The sequence below is a fragment of the Litoreibacter janthinus genome (genome assembly GCF_900111945.1).
GTDB lineage: Bacteria > Pseudomonadota > Alphaproteobacteria > Rhodobacterales > Rhodobacteraceae > Litoreibacter > Litoreibacter janthinus.
The window spans coordinates 1,453,063-1,465,460 of sequence record NZ_FOYO01000001.1 but is presented as its reverse complement, the minus strand read 5'-3'; the positions used below and the strand labels follow the sequence as shown (position 1 = coordinate 1,465,460).

The 12,398-nt window shown below is 58.4% G+C and carries 11 protein-coding genes; all 11 read left to right on the top strand.

Annotation, left to right across the window (positions count from 1 at the left end; all coding sequences use genetic code 11):
• The first annotated feature begins 58 nt into the window (after positions 1-58).
• The 11 genes from BM352_RS07320 to BM352_RS07270 all read left to right on the top strand — a co-directional run bounded on the left by BM352_RS07320 (position 59) and on the right by BM352_RS07270 (position 12,373).
• The gene (locus BM352_RS07320) at positions 59-361 is read left to right on the top strand and encodes an ArsR/SmtB family transcription factor (protein ID WP_090214419.1); all 303 of its coding nucleotides are present in this window, start codon (positions 59-61) and stop codon (positions 359-361) included.
• A gap of 124 nt (positions 362-485) precedes the next feature.
• Complete coding sequence (locus BM352_RS07315; protein ID WP_090214416.1) at positions 486-1,841, top strand: xanthine dehydrogenase small subunit; 1,356 nt, start codon at positions 486-488, stop codon at positions 1,839-1,841.
• The gene (gene xdhB, locus BM352_RS07310) at positions 1,838-4,105 is read left to right on the top strand and encodes a xanthine dehydrogenase molybdopterin binding subunit (RefSeq protein WP_090214414.1); all 2,268 of its coding nucleotides are present in this window, start codon (positions 1,838-1,840) and stop codon (positions 4,103-4,105) included. Before BM352_RS07315 ends, xdhB begins: the two co-directional genes overlap by 4 nt.
• Entirely contained in the window at positions 4,084-5,043 is a 960-nt protein-coding gene (gene xdhC, locus BM352_RS07305; protein WP_245780933.1) for a xanthine dehydrogenase accessory protein XdhC, read from the top strand. Before xdhB ends, xdhC begins: the two co-directional genes overlap by 22 nt.
• Positions 5,040-6,590, top strand: a complete 1,551-nt coding sequence (locus tag BM352_RS07300) for an ABC transporter ATP-binding protein (protein WP_245780932.1) — start codon at positions 5,040-5,042, stop codon at positions 6,588-6,590. The genes xdhC and BM352_RS07300 overlap by 4 nt, the downstream gene beginning before the upstream one ends.
• Positions 6,587-7,672 carry an ABC transporter permease gene (locus tag BM352_RS07295; RefSeq protein ID WP_090214412.1) on the top strand — a complete coding sequence of 362 codons (1,086 nt, stop codon included), beginning with the start codon at positions 6,587-6,589 and terminating at the stop codon, positions 7,670-7,672. The genes BM352_RS07300 and BM352_RS07295 overlap by 4 nt, the downstream gene beginning before the upstream one ends.
• Complete coding sequence (locus BM352_RS07290; RefSeq protein WP_090214410.1) at positions 7,673-8,617, top strand: ABC transporter permease; 945 nt, start codon at positions 7,673-7,675, stop codon at positions 8,615-8,617. It begins immediately after the preceding gene.
• Positions 8,618-8,654: 37 nt separating this feature from the next.
• Positions 8,655-9,728 carry a BMP family ABC transporter substrate-binding protein gene (locus BM352_RS07285; protein ID WP_090214407.1) on the top strand — a complete coding sequence of 358 codons (1,074 nt, stop codon included), beginning with the start codon at positions 8,655-8,657 and terminating at the stop codon, positions 9,726-9,728.
• Between the two features lie 283 nt (positions 9,729-10,011).
• The gene (locus BM352_RS07280) at positions 10,012-10,947 is read left to right on the top strand and encodes an aldo/keto reductase (RefSeq protein ID WP_090214405.1); all 936 of its coding nucleotides are present in this window, start codon (positions 10,012-10,014) and stop codon (positions 10,945-10,947) included.
• A complete protein-coding gene (locus BM352_RS07275) occupies positions 10,944-12,020 on the top strand; it encodes an NAD(P)/FAD-dependent oxidoreductase (protein ID WP_090214403.1) in 1,077 nt (358 codons plus the stop codon). Before BM352_RS07280 ends, BM352_RS07275 begins: the two co-directional genes overlap by 4 nt.
• Positions 12,021-12,052: 32 nt before the next feature.
• Entirely contained in the window at positions 12,053-12,373 is a 321-nt protein-coding gene (locus tag BM352_RS07270; RefSeq protein WP_245780931.1) for a hypothetical protein, read from the top strand.
• Positions 12,374-12,398: the final 25 nt, after the last annotated feature.

Sequence of the window (12,398 nt, the reverse complement as noted above, 5' to 3'; positions counted from 1 at the left end):
GTTTGCCGAACAAATGGATTCTGCTTGCGGGAACCTCCTACCAATGTAAGTTAGGTGAATGGCTAACCATTCGCTGGACACACTTTTTGCAGCCCTTGGCGACCGCACTCGCCGCTCCATTATTGAACGCTTGGCCCATGGCCCCGCCGCGGTCAAAGAATTGGCGGAACCGCATGACATGGCGCTCCCGTCTTTCTTGCAACATATCAAAGTGATGGAAGCCGGTGGCATCATCGCCACACGCAAAGAAGGCCGCCAACGCATTTGCTGGATGGAACCCAACGCCCTTATCCCTTTGCAAGGCTGGTTGGAGTGGCAACGGCAAGCTTGGGAAGCGCAAGCGCTGGCCCCCAAAAACTGAAACGCTTGCCAAACTGTGAATCCTGCGCTCTTCTAGGCAAAAGATTTTCCCGCGTGCCTTCTACGCCGCATCGAAGACATGCAAGTCGGGACACCCAACAGTAAGGCGGCGGGATAAATTCCATATGCTAACGTTTCTTCTGAACGGAGAGACCGTGGAGGCCGATGTCGGCCCGACCGAGACTTTACTCGATTTCCTGCGCGAGCGTCGCGGGCTGACCGGAACCAAAGAAGGGTGCAACGAAGGCGATTGTGGCGCCTGTTCTGTCATCGTCACCGGCGACGACGGCGTGGCAAGGGCCATGAACGCGTGCATTCTCTTCATGCCGCAGTTGTCCGGCCGTGCGGTGCGTACGGTCGAAGGCGTGGCCGGGCCGAACGGCGATCTTCACCCCGTGCAGCGCGCGATGGTGGACCTTCACGGTTCACAATGCGGTTTCTGCACACCCGGCTTCATCACCACCATGGCGGCGGCCCATTCTAATGGCGCAACAGACCATGAAGATCAATTGGCCGGGAACTTGTGCCGCTGCACGGGCTATGCCCCGATTATCCGCGCGGCCGAGGCTGCCTCGTCTGAGCCAGTGCCAGACTGGATGGACGAGAGCGCCATCGACGCTGAACCTCCCTTCCCTATGCCGAAAACTTCAGACGAGCTCGCAGCGTGGTATCAGGACAACCCGGACGCCACTTTGATCGGCGGGGCTACAGATGTCGGACTTTGGGTCACCAAGCGTTTGCAGAATTTGGACAAGGTCGCCTTTACGGGCCGTTGCGCAGACCTACAACAGATCGAAGAAACAGAGGACGGCCTTCGGATCGGGGCGGCCTGCACGATCACCCAAGTGTTGGAAGCAGTTAAACCGCTCTATCCCTCGTTCGCCGAAATGCTCCGCCGCTATGGCTCCACTCAAGTGCGCAACGCCGCGACCATCGGAGGCAACATTGCCAACGGCTCGCCCATTGGGGACAGCCCGCCCGCGTTGATTGCGCTTGGTGCCAGATTGCATTTGCGCAAGGGCGATTTGCGACGCGACATGGCTCTCGAGGATTTCTTTATTGAGTACGGCAAGCAGGATCGCCAAGCAGGCGAGTTTATCGAGTTTGTCACGATCCCCAAACAGCGTGACACGGTGAAGTGCTACAAGCTTTCAAAACGCTTCGACCAAGACATCTCCGCGGTGTGCGGTTGCTTCAACATCGTGGTCGCAGGCGGCTCTGTAGCGCGCGCGCGGATCGCATTTGGCGGGATGGCAGGCATCCCGAAACGCGCCACCCATGTGGAAGATGCTTTGATCGGTAAAGCATGGAGCGAAGACAACATGGAGGCCGCACTCGACGGCTTTGCCAAGGACTATGCACCGATGAGCGATATGCGCGCCTCTGCTGATTACCGGATGCAAACCGCGAAGAATATGCTGCGTCGCGTTTACGTTGAAAGCCTCGGTATCCCCGCCTCTGTTCTGGAGGTACGACCATGAGTGTCGGTACGACCACTGCCCATGACGCGGGCCCGCTCCATGTGACTGGCGCCGCGCGCTATACCGACGACATCCCGACGCCGCGTGGCACGTTGCACTTGGCCTTTGGGCTCAGCACTATCGCGAAGGGCCGGATCACGGACATCGATCTTGGTCCTGTGCGATCAGCTGACGGCGTCATCGACGTTTTGGAAGCTCGGGATTTGCCACACGACAATGACGTCAGCCCTTCGAACCACGACGAGCCCTTATTGGCGACTGGCGAGATTCACTACCTCGGACAGCCGATTTTCATTGTCGTCGCAGCGTCCCATCTTGCGGCGCGCAAGGCGGCGCGGATGGCGAAAATTGAGTATGATGAGCAGACGCCACTGCTGACGATTGAAGAGGCTCATGCCGCGAATTCGCATTTCGAAGACGGCCCGCGCATCTATACCAAAGGCGACGCAGATGCTCAGTTGCAAGCAGCAACCAACCGTTTAAGCGGCAGCTTCGAGATTGGCGGCCAAGAACATTTCTATCTCGAAGGCCACGCAGCCCTCGCCGTCCCGCAAGAAGGCGGTGACATGGTGGTTCACGCGTCATCCCAACACCCGACGGAGATTCAACACAAGGTGGCCGAAGCCCTTGGCCGCCCGATGAACGCCGTGCGCGTGGAAGTCCGCAGGATGGGCGGCGGGTTTGGCGGGAAGGAAAGTCAAGGCAACGCGCTCTGCGTGGCCTGTGCCGTCGTAGCACACAAGCACGGGCACCCTGTTAAAATGCGCTATGACCGTGACGATGACATGATCATCACCGGCAAGCGTCATGAGTTCCGCATAGACTATGACGTGGGCTTTGATGCGCGCGGGCGTATAACTGCGGTTGACTTCACCCAATACGCGCGTTGCGGCTGGGCGCAGGACTTGTCATTGCCCGTAGCTGATCGTGCAATGCTTCATGCCGACAACGCGTACAATCTTGATCACGCGCGGATCACGTCCCACCGGCTGAAGACCAACACACAAAGCAACACAGCGTTTCGCGGTTTTGGCGGCCCGCAAGGTATTGTCGGGATAGAGCGCGTGATGGACCACATCGCCCATCAGCTTGGCATTGATCCTTTGCAGGTCCGGCGTGAAAACTTCTACGCCTCGATGTCGGACAAAGGTGCGCAAACCACGCCCTACGGGATGGAGGTCACAGATTCCATCATCCGTGAAATGGTCGACGCGCTGGAGGTATCGTCCGACTATCAGGCCCGACGGACAGCGGTTGCAGCTTGGAACGACAAAAACCCCGTGCTGAAGCGCGGTATCGCTCTAACGCCGGTGAAATTCGGCATCTCATTCACGCTGACACATCTTAATCAGGCGGGTGCGTTGGTGCATGTCTATCAAGACGGCTCCGTCCACCTGAACCACGGCGGCACAGAAATGGGTCAAGGGCTATTTACCAAGGTGGCTCAAGTTGCGGCCGAGAGTTTCGGTGTGCCTTTGAGCAGCGTGAAAATCACCGCTACAGACACAGGGAAAGTCCCGAATACGTCCGCCACGGCAGCCTCTTCAGGATCAGACCTGAACGGAATGGCAGTGCTGAATGCCTGCGAAGAGATCAAGTTGCGCATCGGTTCGAGCCTGTCGAAAGGCGATGTGACGTTTGCAGGCGGTAATGTGCATTTCGACGGCAAGTCGCTGAGCTTTGCCGAAGCAGCATCTTTGGCCTACCAGAACCGTGTTTCGCTGTCAGCCACCGGATTCTACGCCACGCCAGATGTCCAATGGGACCGGATCAAAGGTCATGGACGACCGTTTTTCTACTTTGCCTATGGAGCGGCTGTGACGGAAGTCGTCATCGACACGCTCACGGGCGAAAACCGCATCCTTCGCGCCGATATCCTGCATGATTGTGGCAAATCGCTAAACCCGGCACTCGATCTTGGCCAGATCGAAGGCGCTTACGTTCAAGGCGCAGGTTGGCTGACAACCGAAGAACTGGTCTGGGACGAAAAAGGCCGCCTGACGACCCATGCACCGGCTACTTATAAGATCCCAGTCGCCTCTGACCGCCCAGAGGTTTTCAATGTTTCACTTTGGGATGGTGTGAACCGCGCGGAGACCGTTTTCAAATCGAAAGCCGTCGGCGAGCCGCCGTTCATGCATGGGATATCCGCCTGGCTTGCCCTGTCAGATGCGATTTCAAGCTGTGGCGAAAACTACCCAGACCTTGACGCCCCCGCCACGGCAGAGCGTGTCTTGATGGCATGCCAGAAGTTACGGGCGTGAGCTTCGATATAGACACATTGCGCGAAGCCCTGACCCATCATGGCCGCGTCGCCCGCGTGGTCATAGTCGCCCATAGCGGGTCAAGCCCACGAGAAAGCGGCGCCTCAATGCTGGTATGGGACGGCGGGCAATCCGGCACTATCGGCGGCGGCGCACTTGAGTTGGAAGCGGCCCGCAGGGCGTTGAAACTTAACGGCCCGATTGTCTCGCGAATTCCTTTGGGTCCGGCCCTTGGGCAGTGTTGTGGCGGAGCCGTTACGCTGGTGACGGAAGTCTTCGAAGCAGCGCCAGACGCCAGAAATTTTTATATTCGCCGAATTGAAGGGCGCGCAGAGCAACCATTGTCAATCGATCGCGCCGTTGCGCGTATGCGGAACGGGTCCGAGAGCGGCTTGGTGTTCGACAATGGCTGGCTGTGCGAGTCCCTGAAGGGCCAGCGCGCCCCTCTTTGGGTTTGGGGGGCGGGCCATGTGGGCCGCGCGATTGTTACCACCCTTGCCCCGACAGATGCCTTCGACATCACTTGGGTTGATAGTGGTGCGGAGCGTTTCCCTAAGCACACCGAAGCAGCGCCCCGGATTGACGAACTGGCTGCGATGAACATCCCTGACGCTGCAAAGCTGGCTCCGACAGATGCACACCACCTGATCTTGACCTACTCACATGCCATCGATCTGGAACTTTGCCACCGCTTGTTGACCAATGGGTTTCAAAGTGCGGGACTTATCGGCTCGGCAACGAAATGGGCGCGTTTTCGAAGCAGGCTCAATGCTCTTGGCCATACTGACGCACAAATTTCACGCATTCGCTGCCCGATCGGGCAACCTGCCCTTGGGAAACATCCTCAAGCCATTGCAGTGGGCGTCGCATCTGAGCTACTCATGACGCTGCAAACGGGGGCCCAATCGGGGTTGTTGGGGAAGGATGTCGCAGTTTGATTGAAGAGCGACTCAGCACAGCTGGTGAAGACCTGCTGACAATTTCAGGCCTGACCAAGGCCTATCCCGGCGTTGTCGCCAATGATCACGTTTCCTTTTCGATCCGGCCCGGCGAAGTCCACGCGCTGCTGGGCGAGAATGGCGCAGGCAAGTCCACGCTGGTAAAGATGATCTATGGCCTCGTTAAACCTGATGCGGGCACTATGACGTTTAAGGGGCTGCCATACGCGCCGCTTGAGCCACGAGCGGCGCGCGCCGCTGGCGTAGCGATGGTGTTCCAGCACTTTTCCCTTTTCGAAGCGTTGGACGTTGCAGAAAACATCGCGCTTGGCATGGAGAATCCGCCGAAGATGCGCGACCTCGCGGCCCGTATTCGCGAAGTCTCCGAAAATTATGGCCTGCCTTTAGACCCTGACCAGTTGGTGGGTGACCTGTCCGCAGGAGAGCGCCAACGGGTGGAGATCATCCGCTGCCTTCTGCAAAACCCCAAACTGCTGATTATGGATGAGCCAACCTCGGTGCTGACACCGCAAGAGGTCGCGATCTTGTTTCAAACGCTGGAGAAACTGCGCGGCGAAGGGTGTTCCATTCTCTACATCTCTCATAAGCTCGAAGAAATCCGCGCCCTATGTGACCACGCGACCGTGCTGAGGCTCGGTAAGAAAGTGGCCACGTGTAACCCGCGTCAGGAAACTGCACGGGCAATGGCAGAGATGATGGTGGGCGAGGTGCTGCATGTGCCGCAGAAGGCCCCGCGGGTGCCCCAAGACGTAGCGCTTGAAATCGAAGCGCTCGATGTCCCTGCTCGCACTGCGTTCGGCACCTCCCTGAAAAGCATCAACCTCTCTGTGCAAAAAGGCGAAATCCTCGGGATCGGCGGCGTCGCGGGCAATGGTCAGGAAGAGCTTTGCGCTGTAATTGCCGGTGAAATCCTCGTCCCCGCTGACAAGGTCCGGCTCGGAGGACGCGCAATTGGCGATCAAAGCCCCAATCCGCGCCGCGCCTTGGGCCTGCTTTCTGCCCCAGAAGAGCGTCTGGGCCACGCAGCAGCACCCGATATGTCACTGACAGAAAACGCGCTGTTGTCCGGCTCTGCCCGCGAAGGGTTGGAGCGGAACGGGATGATCGACTGGCGCAAAACGCGCGACTTTGCCAAGCGGATCATTCAGGAATTTGACGTCCGCACACCATCCGCCGCCACGGCAGCCCGCGCGCTGTCGGGTGGGAACCTGCAGAAATTTGTGATCGGCCGCGAGATTTTGCAGCGCCCATCGGTTCTGGTCGTCAACCAACCCACATGGGGTGTAGATGCGTCAGCAGCAGCGTCGATCCGGCAAGCCTTGCTTGATCTCGCGGCGGAGGGCGCCGCAATTGTGGTCATTAGCCAAGACCTTGATGAGTTGATGGAAATCTCTGACCGCTTTGCCGCGCTGAACGAAGGCCGATTGAGCGCACCCGTAAACGCGGCCGGCCTAACCGTTGATCAGATCGGGCTCATGATGGGCGGTGCCCACGATCTAGAACCTGCGCAGATGGGGCACCCATGATTACACTAGAAAAACGCCCCCAGCCTTCCCGTCTTTGGACTGCGATCACTCCCGTTTTGGCTGTCATAGCGACAATGATCGCAGGCGGCATCATGTTTGCGATCCTCGGGAAAGATCCCTTCGAAGCCATTCGCACAATCTTCTGGGATCCGTTGTTTAACGAGCAATTTGCGGCCTTCTCGCGCCCACAGCTTTTGGTTAAGGCAGCACCGCTGATCCTGATTGCAACAGGTCTCGCCATGGGGTTTCGCGCCGGCGTCTGGAATATCGGAGCCGAGGGCCAGTACATCATGGGCGCCATCTGCGGCGCGGCAGTCGGGCTGGCATTCTACCCGACCGAGAGTTTCTTCATTTTCCCTTTGATGGTCATAGCGGGTGCCTTGGGCGGGTTCCTTTGGGCGATGATCCCTGGGCTGTTGAAGGTCAAGTTTCACACCAACGAAATTCTGGTTTCCCTGCTGCTGGTCTATGTGGCGGAGTTCATTCTTGCTTCGATGGCTCTTGGGGCACTGCGCAATCCTGAGGGCAACGGCTTTCCAGGATCGCGCAACCTTAAAGACTACCCATCTGCGTTCAACGCGGAGCTCTTGCCGAACACTGGCTTGCACTGGGGCGTTGTCGCCGCCATCGTGGCGGTCATTTTCGCCTATGTCCTGTTCTCCAAACACATGATGGGCTTCCACATCCGGCTGGCGGGCCAAGCGCCCAAGGCCGCTCGCTTTGGCGGTGTGGAGCCTGCGCGGCTGGTCCTGTTCTGCCTTGGCACATCTGGCGCTTTGGCGGGTCTGGCGGGACTGTTCGAGGTCTCCGGCCCTGCGGGTCAGATCAGCATCGATTTCAACGTCGGCTACGGCTTCACAGCCATCATCGTGGCGTTCCTTGGCCGCCTGAACCCGTTCGGCATTCTGTTGGCGGGGCTGCTGATGGCGCTGACCTATATCGGCGGCGAATTGGCGAGCTTCATGCTGGGTGTACCGACAGCCGCAATCCAAGCCTTCCAAGGCATGTTGTTGTTCTTCTTGTTGGCCGTGGACGTGCTGACGAACTACCGGATCAGAATTGGCAAAAGGGGGGTTGTGTAGATGGACCTAGGCGCAATCTCCCCCACCCTCCTTCTGGCATCCCTGATGGTTGCAGCGACCCCCATCCTGCTCGCTGCACTTGGCGAGTTGGTGGTCGAAAAATCCGGCGTTCTGAACCTCGGGGTCGAGGGCATGATGATCACTGGCGCCATATGCGGCTTCGCCATCGCTGTGGAGACAGGATCGCCCGTGCTGGGCTTCGTCGCTGCCGCCGTTGGTGGGGCAATTCTATCGCTGATCTTCGGCGTCCTCACCCAGTTTCTGTTGTCCAACCAAGTTGCCACCGGCCTTGCCCTGACATTGTTCGGATTAGGGCTGTCGTCGCTCATGGGGCAAGGATATGTAGGCATCCGCCCCCCCGCCGTGAACAAGCTCAACCTTGGCCCACTGGCCGACATTCCCTTTATCGGCCCCGTATTGTTCAACCATGACCTGATGGTCTACCTTACCCTGGCGCTGTGTGTCGGGACTTGGGCTGTGTTGAAGTTCACCCGCGCCGGATTGATCCTGCGCGCGGTAGGCGAAAACCACGATGCTGCTCACGCGCTCGGCTACAAGGTCGTCAAAGTTCGCCTGATGGCGATCATGTTTGGCGGCGCTTGCGCGGGTCTTGGCGGAGCCTACCTTAGCCTCATCCGTGTGCCACAATGGACCGAAGGGATGACTGCAGGGGCGGGCTGGATTGCCTTGGCGATTGTTGTGTTTGCCTCTTGGCGGCCACTACGCGTTTTGCTGGGCGCCTATCTTTTTGGCGGGGTCACTGTTTTGCAGCTGAACTTGCAAGCCGCAGGGCTCGCAATTCCGGTGGAATACTTGTCCATGTCGCCGTATCTGATAACCATCGCCGTGCTGGTCATTATGTCGGCCCCCCGCAAGGGTGGCAAAACCCGCGCATCACTTGCCGCGCCTGCCTGCCTAGGCCGCGCATTCCACGCCTCTCACTGAGGCCACTAACTGTTTTAAACCTGGGGAGATACCACTCATGAAACGCAGAACTATCCTAGCTGGGGCTGTCGCTGCCCTCGCACTGACCGGCGCGGCCTACGCGCAAGACAAGACCAAGGTCGGCTTCATCTATGTCGGCCCCGTTGGTGACGGAGGCTGGACCTACGAGCACAACAAAGGCCGCTTGGCCGTTGAAGCCGAGTTCGGCGACAAGGTTGAAACGATCTTCCAAGAGAGCGTCCCAGAAGGTGCGGATGCAGAACGTGTGATCACCCAAATGGCGCTGTCTGGCGCAGACCTGATTTTCACCACCTCTTTCGGCTATATGGACCCGACCAACGCGGTTGCAGCCAAATTCCCGAACGTGAAGTTCGAGCACGCCACCGGTTATAAGCGTGCTGACAACGTGTCCACCTACTCCGCACGCTTTTACGAAGGCCGTGCAGTGCAAGGCCACATCGCAGGCAAGATGACCAAGACCAACAAGATTGGCTACATCGCGTCCTTCCCGATCCCGGAAGTTATCCGCGGCATTAACTCCGCCTACATCCACGCCAAAAAGGTGAACCCTGACGTCGAGTTCTCGGTTGTCTGGGCCTACACGTGGTTTGATCCGGCAAAAGAGGCCGACGCGGCAACAGCGCTAATCGAGCAAGGCGCAGACGTTATTTTGCAGCACACGGACTCCACTGCACCCCAAGCTGCGGCACAAAAAGCCGGGAATGTCATCACCTTCGGTCAGGCGTCTGACATGTCCGAATACGCGCCTATGCCACGCGTGTCTTCGATCATTGACGACTGGGCGCCCTACTACATTGCGCGCGTTAAAGCCGTGATGGATGGCACATGGGAAAGCAAAGACACATGGGACGGCATTGGTGCTGGTATGGTTGGCATCGGCGAAATCTCCGACGCGGTTCCAGCAGACATCAAAGCCGAAGCACTGGCGCTGAAAGACAGCCTTGCTGACGGATCCTACCACGCGTTCACCGGCCCGCTGAAAAAGCAAGACGGCTCTGACTGGTTGGCCGACGGCGAGACTGCCGATGACGGGACGCTGGCTGGCATGAACTTCTACGTTGAAGGCATCACCGGCGACATTCCTAACTAAGCTTTGACCTAGTAAGTAGTTTTAAGCCCGCGACATTCCCGTCGCGGGCTTTTTTCATGCGGGCGCTTATGCTCAGTTGCCTAAGCGCCTGCACACCTCTCTCGCGTAAGCCAGCGGCAGACCGTTTGCAGAAGTTCGAGCAATTAGTTCCCACCGATCACGGCACGGACGGATTTGCGAAGCTATAGCGGCGTGCGATACGAATAGCGGAACAAATACCGCGCCAACCACAGAGCGTTTAGCCCCCTTCCCACAGCATATCCTTTCTGCCAATCTCGGGCTTATGATACATCTGACCACGGCCAACGGGGCCCCCGCATCCAAGCTTTGCTTTGGCACCATGCAGTTCGGTGGCAAGGCCGATATCGTCGCCAGCCAGTCGATGTACGAAGATTGCCGCATCGCGGGCATCAACTTCTTTGACACCGCCTATGTCTACACGGGCGGCCAGTCCGAAACGATGCTGGGGCGCTTTGTACAGCGGGAGCGCGATGACGTTCTGATTGCAACCAAGGCCGCCTATGACAAACCCGCGACCAAGGCAAATGTGCTGCAATCTTACGAGGAAAGCCGAGCGCGTATGAAGGTCGATACAATCGATCTGATGTACCTCCACCGGTTCGATCGCGAGACGCCTTTGCAAGATAGCTTCGAAGCGCTGGCCGAACTCCGTGAGGACGGACTCATCCGCTACATCGGCATTTCCAACTTCGCAGCGTGGCAGGTCATGAAAGCCGCTCAAATCGCGCGAAATCTGGGGACAACTGTCGACGTCCTTCAACCGATGTACAACCTCGTGAAACGGCAGGCTGAGGTGGAGATTATTCCGGCCTGCGAAGACCAAGGGATCGGCGTAGTGCCCTACTCCCCCCTAGGGGGAGGATTACTGACCGGGAAATACGCAAGCGACGACGCAAGCGGCAGGCTCATAGACGACGCACGTTACAATGCCCGCTACAATGTGCCTTGGATGCACGATGCAGCTGCTACTTTGCCAAAACTTGCAGCCAAACATGGCACCGATGCCGCAACGCTTGCGGTCGCTTGGGTGGCGCATAATCCCGGCGTGACGGCGCCGATCATTTCCGCGCGCTCTTCCGAGCAATTGGCGCCATCTCTGGCCGCTATGGAATTTAGTATGAGCGATGCGCTCTATGATGAAGTGACCGCGCTCAGCCAAACGCCCGCACCAGCGACAGACCGACTAGAGGAGGCATGACGGACTTTCTTGTCATCGGCGGAGGCATCGCCGGAACCTCTGCTGCTGCTCGACTCTCCGAATTGGGAAACGTGACCTTGTTGGAACGAGAGGACGCGCTTGCCTATCACGCCTCCGGTCGCTCTGCCGCCATGTTTGAGGAAACCTACGGAAAGCCTTCGACCATCGCCCTCAACAGCGCCAGCAAAAACTGGCATCTTGAAGTGAACGGTTCGCGCGATCGTCCACGCGGCCTTATGCTGCTGGGACGTGAAGGCAATGAACTCGCATTCGCATCCGACATGGTGACGATGAAGATGCGCCGCCTGACCATAGATCAAGCGCTAGAGATTTTGCCCATTCTGGATGCCAACCAAGTCACACAGGTGGGCTATCACGACGAGGCGTGGGACATCGACACAGATGCCGCCATTCAACGCTTCGTCCGGCATTTGCGTCGCAATGACGGCACCGTCGTCACACGCGCGGAGGTCACTGCAATTGAAAAAACAGGCAGAGGCTGGCGTGTCACTGCGGGCGAAGACTACGAGGCTCGCCAGATCGTAAACGCAGCGGGCGCATGGGCTGACCAGATCGCGCGCCTCGCAGGCGTTGCGCCTTTGACATTGCAGCCAATGCGCCGGTCTATTGCACGGGTGGCCGCGCCTGAAGGGTTTGACGTCACGCACTGGCCGCTGCTCTTCGGGCCGGGTGAGACGTGGTATGCCAAGCCCGATGCAGGCGCGCTTTTGATTTCTCCTGCCGACGAGGACCCGACGCTGCCAATGGACGCTTGGGCCGATGACATGGTGCTCGCGGAAGGGATCGCGAGATTTGAAGAACACGTCACCACACCCGTTCAACGCATGATTGCCAATTGGGCAGGGCTTCGCACATTTACGCCGGACCGCTGCCTCGCTATCGGTCAGTCCGAGATCGATGGGTTCTGGTGGTGCGCGGGGCAAGGTGGGTACGGCTTTCAAACTGCACCCGCAGCAAGCCAACTGCTATCGGATTTGGTCGGCGGACGTGCGTCAGAGCTTGATGAAGAAACCGTCACTTCTCTTGATCCGCTCCGGTTTCGCATAGATTGAATTGAAACCTCTTCAATCTTATGTGCGATCGTATGATGGCTACTGATCCAGACAAACGCGCCCGTGCGACACGTCGCTTCGAACGGCAATTCGATGCTATGGAGCGTATGATCCCGGCATTGCGCCGCCCACTCACCGCAATCCGCGCACGTGGCTGGTGGATTGTAAGAGTGCCCGTTGCCATCATTTTCATTCTAGGCAGTTTTTTGGCAGTGCTGCCCGTGTTCGGAGTGTGGATGTTGCCCATCGGCTTGCTGCTGCTCGCCGTGGATTTGGAAGTGCTGCGCGGTCCAATATCGGACCTGATCGTACGCGCACGTCGCCGTCTGGCCACTTGGCGCAGGCGCGGATAGCGCCTGCGAAGTCGGTTTCAGCCTA

Bases quoted from the DNA above. Each gene is read 5' to 3' on its own strand.
- BM352_RS07320 (WP_090214419.1), top strand. From the start codon at position 59: ATGGCTAACCATTCGCTGGACACACTTTTTGCAGCCCTTGGCGACCGC.
- BM352_RS07315 (WP_090214416.1), top strand. From the start codon at position 486: ATGCTAACGTTTCTTCTGAACGGAGAGACCGTGGAGGCCGATGTCGGC.
- xdhB (WP_090214414.1), top strand. From the start codon at position 1,838: ATGAGTGTCGGTACGACCACTGCCCATGACGCGGGCCCGCTCCATGTG.
- xdhC (WP_245780933.1), top strand. From the start codon at position 4,084: ATGCCAGAAGTTACGGGCGTGAGCTTCGATATAGACACATTGCGCGAA.
- BM352_RS07295 (WP_090214412.1), top strand. From the start codon at position 6,587: ATGATTACACTAGAAAAACGCCCCCAGCCTTCCCGTCTTTGGACTGCG.
- BM352_RS07290 (WP_090214410.1), top strand. From the start codon at position 7,673: ATGGACCTAGGCGCAATCTCCCCCACCCTCCTTCTGGCATCCCTGATG.
- BM352_RS07285 (WP_090214407.1), top strand. From the start codon at position 8,655: ATGAAACGCAGAACTATCCTAGCTGGGGCTGTCGCTGCCCTCGCACTG.
- BM352_RS07280 (WP_090214405.1), top strand. From the start codon at position 10,012: ATGATACATCTGACCACGGCCAACGGGGCCCCCGCATCCAAGCTTTGC.
- BM352_RS07275 (WP_090214403.1), top strand. From the start codon at position 10,944: ATGACGGACTTTCTTGTCATCGGCGGAGGCATCGCCGGAACCTCTGCT.
- BM352_RS07270 (WP_245780931.1), top strand. From the start codon at position 12,053: ATGATGGCTACTGATCCAGACAAACGCGCCCGTGCGACACGTCGCTTC.